The 19684-nt window shown below is 37.7% G+C and carries 13 protein-coding genes, 11 tRNA genes, 1 rRNA gene and 1 pseudogene; 24 read left to right on the top strand and 2 right to left on the bottom strand.

What is annotated here, in order from left to right; translation table 11 throughout:
* Positions 1-107: 107 nt before the first annotated feature.
* From rrf to ABE099_RS20675, 24 genes and pseudogenes are all read left to right on the top strand, one after another.
* Positions 108-224: ribosomal RNA gene (rrf, locus tag ABE099_RS20560) — 5S ribosomal RNA — on the top strand.
* Positions 225-265: 41 nt separating this feature from the next.
* A tRNA-Asn gene (locus tag ABE099_RS20565) sits at positions 266-341 on the top strand.
* 4 nt (positions 342-345) lie between these two features.
* Positions 346-421, top strand: a tRNA-Thr gene (locus tag ABE099_RS20570).
* 22 nt (positions 422-443) lie between these two features.
* Positions 444-515 (top strand) — tRNA-Glu (locus tag ABE099_RS20575).
* Positions 516-523: 8 nt separating this feature from the next.
* Positions 524-599: transfer RNA gene (locus ABE099_RS20580), tRNA-Val, on the top strand.
* An 11-nt stretch (positions 600-610) separates the two neighbouring features.
* Positions 611-685 (top strand) — tRNA-Gln (locus ABE099_RS20585).
* A gap of 12 nt (positions 686-697) precedes the next feature.
* Positions 698-770 (top strand) — tRNA-Lys (locus ABE099_RS20590).
* A 13-nt stretch (positions 771-783) separates the two neighbouring features.
* A tRNA-Leu gene (locus ABE099_RS20595) sits at positions 784-867 on the top strand.
* Positions 868-874: 7 nt separating this feature from the next.
* A tRNA-Gly gene (locus ABE099_RS20600) sits at positions 875-949 on the top strand.
* 12 nt (positions 950-961) lie between these two features.
* A tRNA-Arg gene (locus tag ABE099_RS20605) sits at positions 962-1038 on the top strand.
* A gap of 33 nt (positions 1039-1071) precedes the next feature.
* A tRNA-Pro gene (locus ABE099_RS20610) sits at positions 1072-1148 on the top strand.
* A gap of 9 nt (positions 1149-1157) precedes the next feature.
* A tRNA-Gly gene (locus tag ABE099_RS20615) sits at positions 1158-1228 on the top strand.
* 635 nt (positions 1229-1863) lie between these two features.
* The gene (ppc, locus tag ABE099_RS20620) at positions 1864-4659 is read left to right on the top strand and encodes a phosphoenolpyruvate carboxylase (RefSeq protein WP_430033517.1); all 2796 of its coding nucleotides are present in this window, start codon (positions 1864-1866) and stop codon (positions 4657-4659) included.
* Between the two features lie 293 nt (positions 4660-4952).
* Entirely contained in the window at positions 4953-5525 is a 573-nt protein-coding gene (gene sigW / locus ABE099_RS20625; protein WP_430033520.1) for an RNA polymerase sigma factor SigW, read from the top strand.
* 193 nt (positions 5526-5718) lie between these two features.
* The gene (locus ABE099_RS20630) at positions 5719-6339 is read left to right on the top strand and encodes a zf-HC2 domain-containing protein (RefSeq protein ID WP_430033545.1); all 621 of its coding nucleotides are present in this window, start codon (positions 5719-5721) and stop codon (positions 6337-6339) included.
* Positions 6340-6652: 313 nt separating this feature from the next.
* Positions 6653-7483 (top strand): diadenylate cyclase CdaA, encoded by an 831-nt coding sequence (cdaA, locus tag ABE099_RS20635; RefSeq protein WP_430033523.1) that lies wholly within the window; start codon positions 6653-6655, stop codon positions 7481-7483.
* Entirely contained in the window at positions 7476-8831 is a 1356-nt protein-coding gene (locus ABE099_RS20640) for a CdaR family protein (protein ID WP_430033525.1), read from the top strand. The genes cdaA and ABE099_RS20640 overlap by 8 nt, the downstream gene beginning before the upstream one ends.
* A gap of 44 nt (positions 8832-8875) precedes the next feature.
* A complete protein-coding gene (glmM, locus tag ABE099_RS20645) occupies positions 8876-10216 on the top strand; it encodes a phosphoglucosamine mutase (protein WP_430033527.1) in 1341 nt (446 codons plus the stop codon).
* Between the two features lie 685 nt (positions 10217-10901).
* A complete protein-coding gene (glmS, locus tag ABE099_RS20650) occupies positions 10902-12734 on the top strand; it encodes a glutamine--fructose-6-phosphate transaminase (isomerizing) (protein WP_430033530.1) in 1833 nt (610 codons plus the stop codon).
* 227 nt (positions 12735-12961) lie between these two features.
* The gene (locus ABE099_RS20655; protein WP_430033533.1) at positions 12962-13255 is read left to right on the top strand and encodes a hypothetical protein; all 294 of its coding nucleotides are present in this window, start codon (positions 12962-12964) and stop codon (positions 13253-13255) included.
* 873 nt (positions 13256-14128) lie between these two features.
* Positions 14129-14587 (top strand): annotated as a pseudogene (locus ABE099_RS20660) (PTS sugar transporter subunit IIA); the annotation flags it as partial.
* 81 nt (positions 14588-14668) lie between these two features.
* A complete protein-coding gene (locus ABE099_RS20665; protein ID WP_430033534.1) occupies positions 14669-15502 on the top strand; it encodes a PRD domain-containing protein in 834 nt (277 codons plus the stop codon).
* A gap of 111 nt (positions 15503-15613) precedes the next feature.
* The gene (locus ABE099_RS20670) at positions 15614-17026 is read left to right on the top strand and encodes a PTS transporter subunit EIIC (RefSeq protein WP_430033537.1); all 1413 of its coding nucleotides are present in this window, start codon (positions 15614-15616) and stop codon (positions 17024-17026) included.
* A 2-nt stretch (positions 17027-17028) separates the two neighbouring features.
* A complete protein-coding gene (locus ABE099_RS20675; RefSeq protein ID WP_430033539.1) occupies positions 17029-17877 on the top strand; it encodes a Nif3-like dinuclear metal center hexameric protein in 849 nt (282 codons plus the stop codon).
* A 224-nt stretch (positions 17878-18101) separates the two neighbouring features.
* On the opposite strand, the gene ABE099_RS20680 is transcribed toward ABE099_RS20675, so the two are convergent.
* Both ABE099_RS20680 and ABE099_RS20685 read right to left on the bottom strand, forming a co-directional pair.
* Complete coding sequence (locus ABE099_RS20680; protein WP_430033541.1) at positions 18102-19001, bottom strand: stalk domain-containing protein; 900 nt, start codon at positions 18999-19001, stop codon at positions 18102-18104.
* Positions 19002-19244: 243 nt separating this feature from the next.
* A partial coding sequence (locus tag ABE099_RS20685; RefSeq protein ID WP_430033543.1) for a hypothetical protein occupies positions 19245-19684 on the bottom strand: 440 nt, incomplete at its 5' end.

Genomic DNA, 19684 nt, shown 5'->3' on the forward strand with positions numbered 1-19684 from the left:
CTGACAGGTACTAATCGGTCGAGGGCTTATCCAATAGTTAAAACGCAATGTTTCGTTTCGGATTCAGTTTTCAAGGTACAACCTTGATTAAAGTAAGTAGCACCACGTTTGGTGGCGATGGCGGAGGGGTTCCACACGTACCCATCCCGAACACGACCGTTAAGCCCTCCAGCGCCGATGGTACTTGGACCGAAGGGTCCTGGGAGAGTAGGACGCCGCCAAGCAGACAAGCCATGAGATTCTAAACCAATCTCATGGAATCTATTCCCTGATAGCTCAGTTGGTAGAGCACTCGACTGTTAATCGAGTTGTCACAGGTTCGAGTCCTGTTCGGGGAGCCATTATGCTCTCATAGCTCAGTAGGTAGAGTGCATCCATGGTAAGGATGAGGTCACCGGTTCGATCCCGGTTGAGAGCTCCATGAAGGCATGTATACTTATTAAGGCCCGTTGGTCAAGCGGTTAAGACACCTCCCTTTCACGGAGGTAACAGGGGTTCGATTCCCCTACGGGTCATACATAATGGAGGCTTAGCTCAGCTGGGAGAGCATCTGCCTTACAAGCAGAGGGTCGGGGGTTCGAGCCCCTCAGCCTCCACCATATTTTATTAATGGGGATTAGCCAAGCGGTAAGGCAACGGACTTTGACTCCGTCACCCATAGGTTCGAATCCTATATCCCCAGCCATTATTTTTTTGAGAGCCATTAGCTCAGTTGGTAGAGCACCTGACTTTTAATCAGGGTGTCGAAGGTTCGAGTCCTTCATGGCTCACTTTTATGAATGTGCGCGTGTGGCGGAATGGCAGACGCACCAGACTTAGGATCTGGCGTTTAACGACGTGGGGGTTCAAGTCCCTTCACGCGCACCATAATTTTGCGGACGTGGCTCAGCGGTAGAGCATCGCCTTGCCAAGGCGAGGGTCGCGGGTTCGATTCCCGTCGTCCGCTCCATATTTTAAAAATGCGCCCTTAGCTCAGCTGGATAGAGCGTTTGACTACGAATCAAAAGGTCGGGAGTTCGAATCTCTCAGGGCGCGCCATTTAAACAAATATAAATATTAGCATTTTATTTTCGGGATGTAGCTCAGCTTGGTAGAGCACCTGGTTTGGGACCAGGGGGTCGCATGTTCAAATCGTGTCATCCCGACCATTATAAAATGCGGGTGTAGTTCAATGGTAGAACTTCAGCCTTCCAAGCTGATAGCGTGGGTTCGATTCCCATCACCCGCTTAAAAGTAACAGTGACATCATCAGTTTAGATGATGTCTTTTGTTATAATTTATTTTTGTACCTATTGATTTTATTGCTTTACAGTAGCAGTATGATGAATTAATCTATAATTATATAGTATTCATGATCTTAATTTTTAAACTACATTGGAATTATTTAATACCTTGATTTTAGCTTATAGTTTTAAGTAAAGTTATGTATAACTATATACTTTGTTTAATTGCTGCTGTAAGTAATCTTAAAAAGCGGTATTATAAAGTGATAGATTGTTTTTATATGGCACATAAATTCAATTTTCAACTATTTATATTTATACGTGTTAGAGTATATAAAATAATAACTCTTTTTTTAAATATAGAACTTTAGTGGTTTTATATTATAAGTCACTTATATTTATAAATTGTTATGCAATCTTTATGCATGATTATCGTTTGGTTAGTTTGATAAAAATGGTGATCTATGTGTGCAGTCATATACAATGTTACTATTATGATGTATGCATGAAGGTTTTTTGATGTTCATGTTGTTGTGTCTTTAATTCCGTATTTATTATGTAGGCATTAGGGGTAAGGTTACCTATAAAGTTATTATTTTATGTTACAAGAATGTGTGATTTGATGAAATGGGGGAAAAGTATGACCGAATTAACAGTATCAGCAGGAAAAAACCATTCAAACAATCTGCTTCGACGCGACATTCGTTTTTTGGGCAATATATTGGGAGAGGTTCTTGTACACCAAGGCGGAAATGAGCTCTTAGATATTGTCGAGAAGATTCGTGAGACTAGCAAGTCGTTGCGGGCTGTGTTTTTGCCAGAGCTATTTGAGGATTTCAAGTCCATGATTGCTTCGCTTGAACCAGAAATAAGACACCAAGTTATTCGTGCATTTGCGATTTACTTCCAACTCGTTAACATTGCTGAACAAAATCACCGCATTCGTCGTAAACGTGATTATGAGAGATCCGCTGGAGAAAGCATTCAGATTGGAACGATTGAAGCCTCTGTTAAGGATTTAAAAGAAAAAGGCTTCAACTTTGCTGAAGCAGAAGAAATGTTGTCTGCGATGTCTTTAGAGCTTGTGATGACGGCTCACCCTACAGAAGCGATGCGTCGTGCGATTTTGGATATTCACAAACGTATTGCAGATGATGTGATGCAGTTAGATGATCCAACCTTGACTTTCCGTGAACGTGAACAGCTACGTGGTAAATTACTAAATGAGGTTATTACTTTATGGCAAACTGATGAGCTGAGAGATCGTAAGCCAACGGTTATTGATGAAGTAAAGAATGGAATGTACTATTTCCATGAAACCTTTTTTGATGTATTGCCAGAAGTTTATCAAGAGCTTGAACGTTGCTTGAAGAAATATTACCCTGAACATTTATGGCATGTGCCTACTTACTTGCGCTTTGGATCTTGGATTGGTGGAGACCGCGATGGAAACCCTTCTGTTACCTCAGATGTAACCTGGAATGCGCTTAAAATTCAACGTAAGCTTGCGATACGTGAATACCAGAAGATATTAAGTGAATTGTTTAAATATTTAAGCTTTAATACAAGTATTATTGATGTTACGGATGAATTGCTTGCGTCTATTCAAAAGGATCGCTTACAGATTAAGCTAAATAAAACTCAAGCATGGAACAACGACAATGAGCCTTATCGGATTAAGCTCACTTATATGACGGAAAAGCTTCATAATGTATTAGACGAAAGTAAGCGTGGTACATCTGAGCGTTATGACAATCCTGAAGGCTTAATTCATGATTTGAAAATTATTGACCGTAGCTTACGTCATCATTATGCAGACTATGTAGCGGATACTCACATTAAAAAGATGATCCGTCAAGTTGAGCTATTTGGCTTCCATACTGCGACGCTAGATATTAGACAACATAGTAAAGAGCATGAAAATGCGATGACAGAAATTTTAGCTTCAATGAATATTGTTGCGGATTACTCTGCACTTGAAGAAGAAGATAAAATTGTCCTATTGGAGAAGTTGTTGAACGACCCTCGTCCATTAACTTCACCTTACCAAGACTACAGTGAGAGCACGAGAGAGTGTCTTGAGGTGTATCGTACAGTATTTAAGGCACAAGAGGAATTCGGTAAGCAATGTATTACTAGTTACTTGATTAGTATGGCTGAGGCTGCAAGTGATATCTTAGAGGTTATGGTCTTCTCCAAAGAAGTTGGTTTATTCCGTAAAGAACTTGATGGTACAGTCACTTCTACGTTGCAATCTGTGCCATTGTTCGAGACGATCGATGACCTTCATGCTGCACCAGCAATTATGAACCGACTATTTACAATGCCAATTTACCGTGAATCTGTAGCAGCGATGAATGATTTGCAAGAAATTATGTTAGGTTATTCAGATAGTAATAAAGATGGCGGTGTAGTTACAGCGAACTGGGAGCTTCGTGTAGCTCTTAAGCAATTGACCGCAACGGCGAAGCAATTTGGAATTAAGCTTAAGTTTTTCCATGGTCGTGGTGGTGCGTTGGGCCGTGGTGGGATGCCATTGAACCGTAGTATTCTTGTACAGCCACCTCAAACGATTGGCGGCGGTGTTAAAATTACGGAGCAAGGTGAGGTTATCTCGTCAAGATATTCCTTGAAGGGAATTGCATATCGAAGTCTAGAGCAAGCAACCTCAGCGTTAATAACGGCAGCGATTCAAGCGAAGCTGAATACGGAGTATGATGAGAAGGAACAGCAATGGGAAGAAATCATTGCACAAATTTCTGAGACGTCATTGACCAAATATCAGGATTTGGTATTCCGTGATCCTGGTTTCCTTAAATTCTTTAAGGAATCTACACCACTTAGCGAAGTGGGCGAGCTTAATATCGGTTCTCGTCCTTCTAAACGTAAAAATAGTGATCGCTTTGAAGATCTACGTGCTATTCCGTGGGTGTTCGCATGGACGCAAAGTAGATACCTATTCCCTGCATGGTATGCTGCTGGAACTGGATTATATCAATTTTATCAAAATAAAGAAGAGAACCTTAAAGTACTTCAAGATATGTACGCTAACTTCTCATTCTTCAAATCATTAATTGATACACTCCAATTTGCCGTGGTGAAGGCAGACTTAATCATTGCTGAGGAATACTCCAAAATGTGTGAGGATAGTGATGTAAGAAATCGTATCTTCAAGCAAATTGAAGAAGAGTTTTATTTAACAAGAGATATGATTTTGAAAATTACAGGGATTACTGAAATTTTGGATAATGCGCCTGCACTTCAAGAATCTATTCGTCAGCGTAATCCTTATGTAGATCCATTAAGCTACCTTCAAGTTCAACTTATTGCAGAATTACGTGCAATTCGTGACGCAAATCAGGATGATCCTGTTCTACTAAGAGAAGTATTGCTTACGATTAACGGCATTGCTGCAGGACTTCGGAACACAGGTTGATATTTTTAATAAGGATTGGCTGATAAATCTGTTAAACTGATAAGTCTGTTAAGTCTAAAAAGCTAATAATTAACTGATGGGTAAAATCAGTTCATGGCGGACCCTAAAAAAGGGTCCGTTTTTTATGAACATCCACCGTTTTTCCTAGACTTAAGTCTATTGCAAATTAAATGGACATGATTTAACATTTGAATTGCTGAGTCTTGGCGCTAGGTATAATTTGAGCCCTGACAAGTGAGATAAGAAGCAGGGTGACGAATGAGGCCCGTCCATCGATATGGGGGAAAAATTCAATGGTAGAGTATTTTGATACGAGGTTAGTTAAGTTAGCACGCAAGGGTGACCAGGTTGCTTTTGCTGAGCTAGTTGATTTATACAAGGATCGATTATTCCATTTAGCGTACAGAATGTTATCGAATCGACATGAGGCTGAGGATATCGTTCAGGAGACTTTTTTACGTGTATATAAAAATTGGCACCGCTATGATGAAAAACAGAAATTTTCAACATGGATTTATCGTATAGCGACTAATTTGTGTATTGATCGCTTGCGTAAGCGTAAGCCAAGCTATTATTTAGATGCAGAGATGAATGATCAGGATGGCTTAGATGGTTATACTTTAATTCCTGGAGATGAACGTACACCAGAAACTGAATATCTTTTGTCTGAGACACAACAAACAATCCATCAAGCCATTGAAGGTTTACCTGCTAAGTATAAATCCGTAATTGTATTACGTTATTTGCAGGAGTTGTCGCTACAGGAAATCGGCGAAGTGTTAGATATGCCTGTCACAACAGTAAAAACAAGAGTACACCGCGGTCGTGAATTTTTAAGGAAAAAGCTAGAACATAAGATGATATAACTGTGGACACAGGTATGTCATAATTTTTTGTGAAACGAATTATTTTTTATTGCGTATTTAAAGTATATAATTAAGCATTGTGTGTGAATGTTGATAGTTGATTCTAGTTGTCAACGTGGAGAGCACACTATGTGTAAGACGTGCCGGACCTTTAAACGTCCCATGTAAGTATTTGATGAAGGGAATGGCTGATATGGACTGCAAGCAAGCATCCTTGTTCATGCATGATTATTTGGATGATGAATTGCCTCTCGAACAGGCAAAGCTGCTTAAACAACATTTGCAGGAATGTCCATCGTGTCAATTGAAGTTTAAGGAATTGGAACGGACTGAAATGATGTTATTTGCATCAATTCATCAGCACTCTTTTGTCGCTTCTGATGATCTTGTGGGTAAAATTTTAAATAAAATCCCGAATCAAGAGCGTCCTAAGCAAGAGTGGTTAAAGTGGTTCCAACGTCATCCTGCCTTAACTGCAATCGCAATGTTTGTCATTGTTACTTTTGTTGGTGTATTTTCATTGTGGGATCGAGATGATCAATTAGTTGTTAAAGGAAACAATCTTGATCAGCTTATTATCCAAGGTAATACAGTGATTGTACCTGAAAATATTAAAATTGCTGGTAATTTGACGATAGAAAATGGGAAAGCAGAGATCTATGGAGAGGTGGAAGGGGACGTAACTGTCATTGATGGCTCCTATTTTGCTGCCTCTACAGCTAAAATATCAGGCCATATTCAGAGTATAGATCAAGCTTTGGATTGGATCTGGTACAGGATCACGAATACATTTTCTGAAGTCGCCTACAGGTAATCCTCTACTTTAAATCATGGCGCCTACCCTTTTATAAGGATAGGTGCTTTTTTTTGAACAAAATGAATAAAATGATACAATATTATCTCTGAATGTCTGATATTATAGAAGAGGATCGCTTTGATCAATAAGTCATACTCTCAAAGTCATTTTTTACATAATATAACGAAAAGTGCTAAGATAGTCGCTGGATGCTTGCATCTGACTTGTTAACGTTATAACCTATAGATTAAAGGGAATAGATAAAGAGGCAGGTCCAAATAATTATAGAACCATTATTATTGGCTTAGCAGCACTAATTGGGGGTTGCACCATGAGTTATTTTTCAAATCTAACATGGCAAGATGCGATTAAGGATATTATTGATATACTTATCGTAACGTATATTATATATCACTTGATTGTTTTAGTTCGTGGGACGAGAGCAGTACAGCTCCTAAAGGGGATCATATTCCTATTGTTAATTTGGAGCATAAGTACGTTGTTTGATTTGTATACGTTGAAGTGGCTCATGAATCAGATGTTTACGTTTGGGGTCTTAGCAATCTTTATTATTTTCCAGCCAGAGCTACGGCGTGCGTTGGAGCAATTAGGTCGAGGGAAGTTGTTTGGACGTAATACCGCAGATGAGGAGCAGTTTGGTAAGGAGATTGGGGAGATTATTAAGGCCGTTAATTATTTAGCACGTAGAAAGATTGGGGCTTTAATTGTTTTTGAACGTCAAACAGGTTTAAATGAATATACTGAATCGGGAATTCCTACGCAATCAGTTATTAGCTCTCAGTTACTAATTAATATATTTATTCCAAATACACCTCTTCATGATGGTGCAGTTATTATACAGGATCACAAATTGGCTGCGGCAGCGTGTTATTTACCTTTGTCCGAAAATCCTTTTATCAGTAAGGAGCTAGGAACAAGGCATAGAGCTGCCATCGGCATTAGTGAAGTTACAGATGCGATTTCAATCGTTGTATCCGAGGAAACAGGTCAGATTTCTTTAGCGATGGATGGACAAGTCGTTCGTAACATTAATGAGGAATCATTAATTTCCAAGCTGTATGAGGAGCTAGGGCCTAACTCTGGTGACAATGATAAAATCAAGCCTTTCTGGAAAAAGAGAGGGGCGGGGAAAAATGGATAAATGGTTAAATAACAATAACATATCTAAAATCATTGCCCTTGTTATTAGTATTATTTTATGGGGGATGGTACATATGGATAGTGGTACAACTACAATTACTCCATCGATACCATCTAATAATGGAAGCAAATTCATTGATAATGTGCAGGTTCAGGTTGTTGGCTTTGATGAGGATAAATATGTATTATATGGGCTTGAACCTGAAAAGGTTCGTATTGAGGTTAGAGGGAAACGAACTAATATTACTACTAATTTTTCAGCTTACAAGGTCAAATTGGATTTATCACATGCTAAAAGTGGCACAATGATGATGCCTTTAACGCACGAACTTCCATCTGGGGTTGAATTTGTCTCTATGGAACCTTCGATGGTCAAGGTGACGATTGAAGAGAAAAAGACACAGGAAATAGAAGCAAATGTGATTACGAAGGGGAAAATTAGTGAAGGATTTCAGATTGGCATCCCGGTTATAAAAGATGGCGGGAAGGTTAATGTGACATTGCCTGAGAGCAGAATGGAGCAATTAGGGAAGGTTCAGGGTATATTTGATGTAACTGGAATGACAGAGCCTGTAAAGGGGAAATCTGTAAGGCTGGTGGCCTATGATAAAGATGGTAATGAGATGACAGATGCTGAACTATCACCAGCAACCCTTGATGTAGATATTCCGATTACAAATTTATATAAAAGTATCCCTCTATCCATTAGACAAACGGGGAAGCTTCCAAGTGGATATGTATTAGCAGATATGACCACTGATGTGGAAGGCGTTGCTGTCTATGGACCAAAGGACGTTTTAGATAAACTGAATTCTTATTCTGTCACGATAGATTTAGATCAGTTCCAAAGTGGAACAACAAAACAGTATTTTGTCAACTTGACGCCACCCGACGGTTCTGAGAAAATCGAGCCTAGCTCTGTAAATGTAACCATTAAGGTTGAACCTGTGGATCAGAAGGTGATTCAAGATATTCCGATTACCTTTCTCAATCAAAATAGTGCATTAACTCCAAAAATAATATCTCCTACTACTGAAAAAATGTCCTTAACGTTGCAGGGAGCTACGCATTTATTAGATAAGGTTAGTGCGAAGGATATCAAAATTAATGTAAACTTAAATGGGCTTGGTGTCGGCAAACATGTAGTGCCTATTGAAGTGGTCTTACCTCACTTTGTGGAACTAGCGGAGGGGGACAAAGGCAAAAAGATTGAGGTGGAGTTAGTATCAGAGCAAGACACACCTACAACAACGACACCAAATGATGGTCAAAATTCTGGGGGTAATCAAACAGACAAATCTCCAGATAATACTGGAGAAAATAATCAAAGCGGTCAAAATGCAGGTTAGCAAACAACGTAGAATGAAGCTTAAATCACTGAAGGAGTGAAATTATGGGGAAGTATTTTGGTACAGACGGTGTACGTGGAGTAGCAAATAAGGAATTAACAGCTGAATTAGCATATCAAATCGGACGTTGTGGGGGATATGTACTCACAGGTCAAGCGGCTAAGCCTAAAATTGTGATCGGAATGGATACACGCATTTCAGGGTTGATGCTTGAATCTGCTTTAGTAGCAGGTTTATTATCTATTGGTGCAGATGTTATTCGTATTGGGGTAGTATCCACGCCAGCGGTGGCTTATTTAACGAGATATTTGCAAGCGGATGCAGGGGTTATGATTTCTGCTTCTCACAATCCAGTTCAGGATAACGGGATTAAGTTTTTTGGTAGTGACGGTTTTAAGCTTTCTGATGAAACAGAACTACAAATTGAAGCATTGCTTGATGAAGAAAAAGATGAGCTTCCTCGTCCGATTGGTGGGGATTTAGGTACAGTAACTGTTGATTATGAATCAAAACGCTTTTATTTAGATCATCTAAAAACGACGATTAGTCACTCCTTTGAAGGATTGAAGGTCGTCTTAGATTGTGCACATGGTGCTGCGTTTGAATTAGCTCCTACTTTATTTAAAGAGTTAGGCGCAGAAGTATATACGATAGGTGTTAATCCAACAGGATTAAACATTAATGATAACTGTGGTTCTACGCATCCTGAGCTTTTGAAAAAGGAAGTGCTTGCACGAGGTGCTGACCTTGGTCTTGCTTTTGATGGTGATGCGGATCGTCTGATTGCGATAGATGATCAAGGCCAAGAAGTCGATGGCGACTTTATTTTGTGCATATGTGGAGACGCGATGAATCGCGCTGGTAAACTTAAAGATAGCACGGTAGTTTCTACAGTGATGAGTAACTTTGGCTTTTATAAGGCAACAGCGAAGCTAAACCTAAATACAGCAAAAACGGCTGTAGGCGATCGTTATGTTATGGCTGAAATGATTCGTGGGGGCTATAATCTTGGTGGAGAGCAATCTGGACATGTTATTTTCTTGGATTATAATACAACAGGTGACGGCATTTTGACCGCAATTCAACTGGTAGATACGATGAAAGCTTCTGGTAAAAAGCTAAGTGAACTTAAAAAAGTAATGAAGCAATATCCGCAAGTATTAGTGAATGTACGTGTGCAGGATAAGCGGAATTACGAAGGTAACGTTGAAATTGCGAAGGCAGTTCAAGCTGTTGAAGACGTGTTAGGTGACAATGGTCGAGTTTTAGTGAGACCATCTGGAACAGAATCTTTAATTCGTGTCATGGCAGAAGGTCCTGATCAAGTAGAGCTAGAGCAATTAGTTGGGCAAATTGTAGCTGTAGTGGAAAGAGAGCTTGTTTAAGCGTAAAGAAGTTCTTTCTAGGTTAATTCAATAGATAATTAATGAATTATTAAATCAGTGCTTATGGATTTATCCTTGTGATAGGCCTTTAAGCGCTGATTTTTTATATTTTTATGACATTGATTTGCAAAACGGGGGTCAGATGCATATAATTAGATATATTCGATTATAGAAGGTGAGGATAGAGGTTGTACAACGTAACATAAGCGCCAGAACTTGCACACGCGGGGAAATATAATGAACCATTATATTTACGGTTTAGCAAGTTGACGAGGTGGAGGTGTTCGAATGTTCGGCGGGGACCTCCCGGTGTTGTATCTACATCGTAATCAGCAGGGCAAAAGGAATGGGCGACTGTTCTTACAAACTTTGTTGGAAAGGTACACATAACTATATAGAAATAAAAAAACAACTCAAGTCCCATGAGAAAGCGGAAGCCTGAAGTGACATAGGACAATATTGTTATGGGATGATAATGGTGAATTCATATAAATACAGCTATGATAAAACACTAAGATCTTAAACAATAATTTTATATTAAATTGGTATTCATGTTCATATTCAATAATTTTTTTGATTAATTCTTGCTTATAAACACAACCAGTCTGAATAAAATGTCACTGGTCTTCCGATTGATTTCTCATGTGGATCAAATTTAGAGAAATGAGCGGGGGATAAATTAATTATGTGCGGAATCGTTGGATATATTGGAAATAGAGATACTCAGTCAGTATTAATTGAAGGACTTAGCAAGCTAGAATATCGTGGGTATGACTCAGCAGGGATCGCAGTTATGACCTCTAATGGTTTGCAGGTTACTAAATCTGTGGGTCGTCTTAAAAATTTAGAAACTAAACTAGAAGAGGCACCGTTGTTGGGTTCAGCAGGGATTGGACATACACGTTGGGCAACTCATGGTAAACCTTCTGATGAGAACTCACATCCTCATATGGATAACAAAGAACAATTTTCTGTTGTTCATAATGGGATTATTGAAAACTACCTAGAACTTAAGGAAGAATTGATTTCCCAAGGTTATGTGTTTAAGTCTGAAACAGATACAGAAGTAATTTCTCATTTGGTTGCGCGTGAATATCAAGGCGACATTGTAAAAACAGTGCAAAAGGTAGTTACCTTTTTGAGAGGTGCATTTGCATTGGGCGTTTTAACAGAGCATGAGCCTAACAAGTTAGTTGCTGTTCGCCAAGCAAGTCCATTAATTATTGGTGTTGGTGATGGTGAAAACTTTATTGGTTCTGATATTCCTGCAATTTTGAAATATACACGTAAGGTCTACATCTTAGAAGACGGTGAAATGGCTGTTTTGACAAATGATGCTGTCGAATTAATGACAATCGAAGGCAATTTTATTTCTCGGGAAATGACAAATGTCGAATGGGATGCAATTACCGCTGAAAAAGGTGGATTTGACCACTTTATGTTAAAAGAAATTCACGAACAGCCTAAAGCTTACCGTGATACAATGAGAGGTCGGGTTGATGCATCTGGAAGTAAGGTCGTATTCCCAGAGCTTAACTTAACACCAGAAAAAATTAAGAATATTAACAACATTCATATCGTAGCTTGTGGTACTGCGTATCATGCAGGGCTTGTTGGTGGAACTGCGATTGAACAGTTAGTACGTATTCCTGTTGCGAATGAAGTAGCATCTGAATATCGTTATAATTCACCACTCATTACACCAAACACATTGGTGATCGTGGTGAGCCAATCTGGGGAAACTGCAGATACTTTAGCAGCACTAAGAGAAGCTCAAAGTAATGGTGCACATGTGCTTGCAATTACTAACGTTGTAGGTAGCTCGATTGCTCGTGATGCAGATGATGTAATCGTTACTCTTGCAGGTCCTGAAATTGCAGTTGCTTCTACAAAAGCTTATACTTCACAGCTAATTGCATTCTACTTGTTTGCCCTATACTTGGCAGAAATAAGAGGCACTCAAACCGAAGAGCAGGTTGCACACATTATCGCAGCGATGCAAGCATTGCCTGAGCAAGTAGAAAGTATTTTGTCTAACGTAGATGAAATTAAATCATATGCTAACAGCTTAGTTAACCATAAGCATTTATTCTTCATTGGACGTGGACTTGACTATGCAGTCGTACAAGAAGGCTCCTTGAAGTTGAAGGAAATTTCCTATATTCATTCCGAGGCTTATGCTGCTGGAGAATTGAAGCATGGTACACTTGCTTTGATCGAAGATGGAATTCCTGTAATTGCATTAGCAACTCAAGAAAATGTAATTGAAAAAACCGTAAGTAACATTAAAGAAGTAACAACTCGTGGAGCGGAAGTGTTGGCAATCACATTTGAAGAGCATGCTGCTGACTTGTTGAGATCCGTTCACCAAGTACTCTCCATTCCTAAAACATTAGCAATGTTGACACCAGCATTGTCTGTAGTGCCATTGCAATTGCTAGCTTATTACACTTCATTAGCGCTTGGTAACGATGTGGATAAACCACGTAACTTGGCGAAGAGTGTGACGGTGGAGTAATTAGGTAGGGACAGTATTGATTTTTTAAGGGCTAACACCCTAACACTAATTATGAAGTAGTAAATTTTTATCATAGCTGAGCAAAATCAGGTGGATCCTGATATTTGCTCAGCTTTTCTTTTTATTTAAGGGAACGGTGAAAAGAGTACTTTTTAAGGATATGCTGTTGTGTACAATTTATTAAATATATTTGAAATAAAACCGAATATATGAATAGGGGGAATAAGATGAAAAACTCTATGAAATATATCTTAAATACGATAGTGAGTTTAGCTAGCTTTATTGCAGGAGTATATTTTTGTGTGCTTCTTATTTTCATATTGATAGGCTTACCAGGGGGAAGTATTCCTTTTGGTTTTTCTTGGGAATCTGTAATGTATATTTGTGTGCTAACATTAATCTATGGAATTTTATTAAGAATAATATATATAAAAATTGGTCTTAAGATAGTGAAACTTTCAATTTGTATATTTATAGTTGGAATTATATCTGGGCCAACAATCTTAATTAATTTATTATGAATATTTTTACTAAACCTCATTCGCGCTAGGATCAAATTATTCAAAAAGAAACCGAAAAAATGAATAGGGGTGAAATACTAGTAAAATGACTGAAAAAATTAAAATGCTAAAAAAGTTACTTTTTTATTTAGGTTTTTTTATAATGACGATTGTTTTAAGTCAATTAACCTTCTATTTATTTATTCTAGCAATTTTACCCTCAAGTAATGGAATTATGTCCTCAAATTTAACGATATTTGTAAGAATATTAGCTCTTCTTGGATTTATTTTAATATTGGGGGTGTACATATATTCTTTATATAAGTTACTTAAACAACAAAAAATAGATTCTGGCCTAGTTATCATAAGTTTATTTATTTTCATTTTGTTTCTGATAAATTTTCCAGCACCAGCAATATTAACTTTATTATTCTAAAATCCATTCCTTAATTTTTAGGATTGATAAATATTAATGAAACATATGAATGTTAGTTGGTATAAATCTATTTATTATAATCACGATCCCGTGATGTCCTTCTGAGCGAGGAATTGTTAAATAGAAAACGCATACTTTTTGCTTGCCAAACAAAAAATATTATGGTAGTTTAATTATGGGCTTGTTACTGCAAAGGCATGACCCAGGACATGTACATTGATACATGTTTTGGGTCATGCCTTTTTTGTATCCTAAAGGGGGTTTTTCCTCTTTAGTAAAGCCTAAAATGACCAGATATATAAATAATAAATGGATAGAATAAGGGGAGAAAGCTTATGAGAAACCAAAGTGATGCTGAGCATTCAAGTCAAAAAAAAGGGGGATTTAACAAATTAATAAATAAAATTTTAAATAAATCTCAAAAAGAGGAAGTGGTAATTCAGAAACCATTGGATGTTGAAGAGGTAGTAATCAGCCCGATGAAGGGAAAAGTTGTACCTTTAAGTACTGTTAAAGATGAAGCCTTTTCTTCAGGGATGTTGGGCAAAGGAGTTGCAATCATGCCAACTGAAGGAAAAGTTGTTGCGCCGATTAGTGGCACATTAACGAATGTTTTTCCGACTGGTCATGCACTTGGTATCACAAGCGATAACGGTGTTGAAATTCTAATACACGTAGGTCAAGATACTGTGAAATTAAAAGGTAAGCATTTTACCCCTAAGGCTGTTCAAGGGCATTCAGTTAAAAAAGGAGATCTGTTGCTGGAATTTGATGTAGAAGCTATTGAAGCAGCAGGTTTTAATTTGACAACACCCATTATTATATCCAATACTGCTGACGTGACAAAAGTTGAAAACACTAAAGCAGAAAATAGTGATGTCGACTTCAAAGAACAATTATTAATAGTAACCGTTTAATTCTTGACTGTTTGTAGGAAGAAACGTCTGTTATTCCAGTTTAACGTTGCCCTACATTAAGATATTAAAGGTGGGGTGTTAATGAAAGCAATTAAAAAAATTAATAATAACGTAGCACTGTGTATTGACAGTCATAACAATGAATTGATTGCTTTTGGGAAGGGGATTGGTTTTCCTGCTATGCCTTATGACATTACGGATTTGCATGAGATTTCCATGACCTTTTACCGCATTGACAGCAAATTTCACAACTTCATTCAGGAGATTCCGGAAAATGTATTTGAGGTTGCGGGATTAATTGTTCAAAAAGCCCAAATGAAGATAAAAAGTAATCTGAATCCGAATCTGATAGTTAGTTTAGCAGACCACATTAACTTTGCGATCATTCGAATGCAAAAATATAAAGAAATGCAAATGTTATTTTCTTATGATGTGGAGCAGCTGTACCCTAAAGAAACCGAGCTTGGAAGGTATGCAGTTAGACTTATTGAAGTGAAGCTAGGCGTTAAATTACCAGACAGTGAAATTACGAATATAGCTATGCATTTTGTTAATGCAGCGGAGGAAAGAGAACCTGATGAAGGAATTGCTACAGAAGCGCTTATTTTAGAAGTAGCCAATCAGATTGAAGTTTTTTATTCGATATCTATAGATAGGAATGACTTTAATTACAATAGATTTGCTATGCACCTGAGGTATTTTTTGAAAAGGGTAAAAAACAGATCTCAATTTAAAGATGACAATCATTCCTTTATTGAAGCGATTAAAGAATTAAATCCTAAGGTCTACGAATGTGCCTATATGGTTGGAAATTTTATTGATGACAAGCTTGACTCGAAATGCACGGAAGATGAGATCTTGTACTTGATGATGCATATTTATCGCATTGTTAGAAACACAAAAATTGAAGATTAGGGATTGTTACTCTAACAAGAGGCATTACCCAAAGCTGATATGAATTAAAATTTTAAAATTCGTATTAACTTTGGGTTTTTTATTTGCAAAAAAATTAAGGAGGAACATGGGATGAGTATAAAAAATGAAGAAATTAAATCAACTGCGTCGAAGATTTTAGACAGTATTGGTGGTGAGGCTAATATTATAAGTGTGACTCATTGTATGACAAGACTGCGCTTTAATCTAAAGGATATGAGTGTTCCAGATGATAATGAGATTAAAAAAATAAAAAACGTTGTAGGAGCATTGCAATCAGGGGGACAATATCAGGTCATTATTGGGCCTCAAGTGGAAATAGTTCATGATGCTCTAGTAAATCAATTAGGAAGAAATGGCGTAAGCAGCATGATTGAAGATGATATGAATGTGAAGAAGCAGAAGAAGTCTCCCAAGGATATCATTAATAAGATTTTTGATTATTTAGCCGGCAGTTTGACACCTTTGATTCCACTTTTGTTAGCGGCTTCACTATGTAAGACGATTGTTGCCATCATTGGCCCTAGCTTATTAAATTTAGTTTCACCTGAACATGATATTTATGCCCTTTTTGCCTTTATAGGTGACGCTGGCTTTTATTTCTTACCGGTATTTCTTGGATGGTCTGCTGCTCGAAAGCTGAATGTGAGTATACCTATTGCAATGTTATTGGGAGCTTCGTTAATTCACCCTACATTTATTCAAATGGCAACTAATGGTGATCAATTTAGCGTTTATGGAATTCCTACGGTTACGCAGAACTATTCGAGTACAGTTATTCCTATTTTATTAATTGTATGGATCATGAGTTATGTAGAGAAATGGTTTAAAAAGCACACTCCAGATACTTTAAAAGTTTTCGCTATTCCTTTTGGAACCCTATTAATTATGCTTCCGATTTCTCTAGTTGTATTAGCTCCACTTGGCGGATATCTTGGTCAATATATTGGTGATGCTATTATTTCATTAAATAATGTTGCAGGTCCGCTTGCAGTCGCAGTGATTGGGGCTACTTTTATTATTTTGGTTTTAACAGGCATGCATATGGTATTGATGACATACTTGTTTGTGACATTTCCAACTTTAGGTTACGATAATTTCTTGCTGCCAGGCATCTTGTGTGCAAGCTGGGCTGCAGCAGGTGTTGCTCTGGCATGTGTATATAAGTTCAAAAATAAGAATAACAAAAAACTAACGTTGGGGTATGTGATAACTTGGTTTATTGGGGGCGTGGGTGAACCGATGTTATATGGGTTGTTTGTTCCTTACAAAACACCATTAATCGCAGGAGTTGTATCAGGGGGGATTGCAGGACTGGTAGCCGGCTTGATGGAATTAACCGCACATGTTTTAAATACTTCGAATGGTATTTATGGAGTTGCCTCCTTTGTTGGCGGATCAAGCTGGAATTATATCACCCTAGGTATTACGATTGCAGTCGCACTTATTGCAGGTTTTATAACCATGCTATTTATGAAATTAGATGAGTCGATAGGAGCAAATTAATGATGGAAATCAGTCAGATCATATCTAAAATTAAAGACTATCACAAGGGGGAGGTCTCTGGGCAAAAAATTAAGGATGAAAATACGCGCGATAAGATTCTTTATGGAAATGAAAATCAGGCGTGTACGGGTATTGTAACCACAGTGTTTGCTAGCATTGATGTAATACAGAAAGCTCATAAACTCGGAGCTAACCTGATTATTGTTCATGAGGCGTTGTTTTGGAATCATGGAGATCAACAGGAATGGTTAATGCAATCTCAAAACGAGACTTATCTTGCCAAAAAAAAATTGTTAGATGATTACCAAATCGTCGTATGGCGGAATCACGACTATGTGCACTCTGGTATTCCTTTGAGTGATGGCTCATATGCGGATGGTATTTTCTATGGATTTGCAAAAGAGATGGGCTGGGTACAATATCCACAGGATAGCAAAGAATCCCTTATGACCTTCCAGATACCAGAAGTCAGTGCGGAGGAGCTTGCTTATGAGTTAATTAGTAAGATGCACTTAGAAGGAGCGCGTATCATTGGGGACACAAAAACCAAGGTGCGTAATGTACAAATTCCATTCCACATTTTTGGAGATGCTAAAGAATTAATTACTGAGATGGATAAGATGGATATTGATGCTCTGTTGGCTATGGAACTGGTTGATTTCTCAATTAGTGAATATGTGAGGGATAGCAGTATGTTAAACCGGAACAAGGTTATTATTACGGTGGGACATTTTAATATGGAAGAGCCCGGTATGAAATATATGTCCAGTTACATTCCTGAAGCTATCCAGTATGATATTCCTTGTCACTTTATCCAATCAGGGGATACTTACCATTATGTAAAGGGATAGGATTACCCCGGTTTGATGAATGCAGATTTGGAGAGTGAAGAAGAGGGCTTCCGCCCTCCGAGGAAACAAAATCTAAAACACGAGAGAATGTTAGTTAGATGAGTTTGTTTTTCAACGCGAACAAATGGGCGCCGATACCCACGGCTTAGTTCATCAAAACAAAGGAGAAACACACCCATAATGCTGAAATAACAGCACATATGGGTGTGTTTATTTTATGTTGCTTATTTGAGAATGTATGGCTCTAATGTACGTCCAATCGCTAAAACGACTTCAAGCTGTCCCTTTTCCGCCTGTTCTTTTTTTTCTTTTACCTTAATTGTTTTATCTTTCCCGATAGCATATCTGTTACGGTCTTTGTTTTTGTGCTTAATAATCCATAAAGGATCATCATTGTGGAATTGAAAGCCTTCGGTATAAAAATAAATAGGATGGAAGTCCTCTTCATCGGCTACTATGTTTTTTCCAGATATGTTCTTGATCTCAAACTGAATATTATACCGCCACCATTTATTAGGGTTCCCTTTAATATCCCTCGTTCCAGAAAACTGAAAGCTAATAGGTTGAATCGCATTATCATTGGTTGAACGCTGAATGCCAAAGCGGTCATCATCAAGCATGTAAGTATATCGTCCTGTAGTAAAAGCTTTGTCATCTTGAATGGCAATTAATCCATTTTTGTTAGATACGTCTAACTGAAACATATTGATCAAAAGTCTTAATGGCACATAATAAGTCCCTTGTTGAAGTGCAGGCTCAGTATCCCAGTTCAACATCTCACTGTCTACTTTAAATTGCTTTTTACCTGCATAGAAGGTCAATGTTTTGTTATCGCGTGAGACGGTCATTGATTTTTCCTTTTTATCAAAGGAATATTCCATTCCAAGCATCTCAGCCATGGCTTCTAGTGGCACCATTAAACGGGATTTCTTATCCACATATGGCGCAACAGGGTGAGTATATACAACGTAATAGCCATTAATCATGAGCCGTGGAACTGATTTAGTCAAAGGGATAGGCTCAGTATTTTTGGCTGCGGAAACGGACAACACGGGTAACATACTTAGAGTAAAGGTAAGCAAAAACGCCATAAATAAAGTCAGTTTTTTAGTTTTGTTATGCATGAGTACACTCCTTTAAATTAGAAAATATTAACTGGCTCTATACTTTTAACGAATACCAATAACCAAGTGTTTCATTTATTAGTAAATCAAGTGTCCATAAGTAGTGACAATTCTTTTCCGATAAATTTACAACTCTAGCTATATTAACTTTTTTCCAATACATTAGTTCATTATTAAAGCATAAAATAAACACCCATAAAAGCTGGAATAACAGCAATTATGGGTGTTTATTTCATAATTATATTACTTATTTGGAATTGGCTCTAATGTACGCCCAATCGCTAAAACAACTTCAAGTTGTCCATTTGTTCCGTCTTTGGTTTTAATCTTTAATGTTTTATCCTTGCTAATAGCATATCTTTTCCGATCAGATTTCCCTATGTCATAGGGGTTATCAGAATCCATTGAGAACGAATTGTTACTAAAGTAATAAATAGGATGGAAATCTTCCTGATTGGCAGCTATATTTTTCCCCGATATGTTCTTAAGCTCAAATTGGAAATCGTATTTCCACATTCTTAAGTTAGGATCCCCTTTAATATCTCTAGTTCCAGAAAACTGGAAGCTAATAGGTTGAATCGCATTATCATTGGTTGAACGCTGAATGCCAAAGCGGTCATCATCAAGCATGTAAGTATATCGTCCCGTAGTAAAGGCTTTATCATCTTGAATGGCAATTAATC

The sequence above is a fragment of the Paenibacillus turicensis genome (assembly GCF_050461185.1).
GTDB lineage: Bacteria > Bacillota > Bacilli > Paenibacillales > Paenibacillaceae > Fontibacillus > Fontibacillus turicensis_A.

What these genes read in the sequence shown, in the direction of transcription:
- sigW (WP_430033520.1), top strand. Translation starts at nt 4,953, where the DNA reads ATGGTAGAGTATTTTGATACGAGGTTAGTTAAGTTAGCACGCAAGGGT.
- ABE099_RS20640 (WP_430033525.1), top strand. Translation starts at nt 7,476, where the DNA reads ATGGATAAATGGTTAAATAACAATAACATATCTAAAATCATTGCCCTT.
- ABE099_RS20680 (WP_430033541.1), bottom strand. Translation starts at nt 19,001, where the DNA reads ATGCATAACAAAACTAAAAAACTGACTTTATTTATGGCGTTTTTGCTT.
- cdaA (WP_430033523.1), top strand. Translation starts at nt 6,653, where the DNA reads ATGAGTTATTTTTCAAATCTAACATGGCAAGATGCGATTAAGGATATT.
- ABE099_RS20675 (WP_430033539.1), top strand. Translation starts at nt 17,029, where the DNA reads ATGGAAATCAGTCAGATCATATCTAAAATTAAAGACTATCACAAGGGG.
- ABE099_RS20665 (WP_430033534.1), top strand. Translation starts at nt 14,669, where the DNA reads ATGAAAGCAATTAAAAAAATTAATAATAACGTAGCACTGTGTATTGAC.
- ppc (WP_430033517.1), top strand. Translation starts at nt 1,864, where the DNA reads ATGACCGAATTAACAGTATCAGCAGGAAAAAACCATTCAAACAATCTG.
- glmS (WP_430033530.1), top strand. Translation starts at nt 10,902, where the DNA reads ATGTGCGGAATCGTTGGATATATTGGAAATAGAGATACTCAGTCAGTA.
- ABE099_RS20670 (WP_430033537.1), top strand. Translation starts at nt 15,614, where the DNA reads ATGAGTATAAAAAATGAAGAAATTAAATCAACTGCGTCGAAGATTTTA.
- ABE099_RS20630 (WP_430033545.1), top strand. Translation starts at nt 5,719, where the DNA reads ATGGACTGCAAGCAAGCATCCTTGTTCATGCATGATTATTTGGATGAT.
- ABE099_RS20655 (WP_430033533.1), top strand. Translation starts at nt 12,962, where the DNA reads ATGAAAAACTCTATGAAATATATCTTAAATACGATAGTGAGTTTAGCT.
- glmM (WP_430033527.1), top strand. Translation starts at nt 8,876, where the DNA reads ATGGGGAAGTATTTTGGTACAGACGGTGTACGTGGAGTAGCAAATAAG.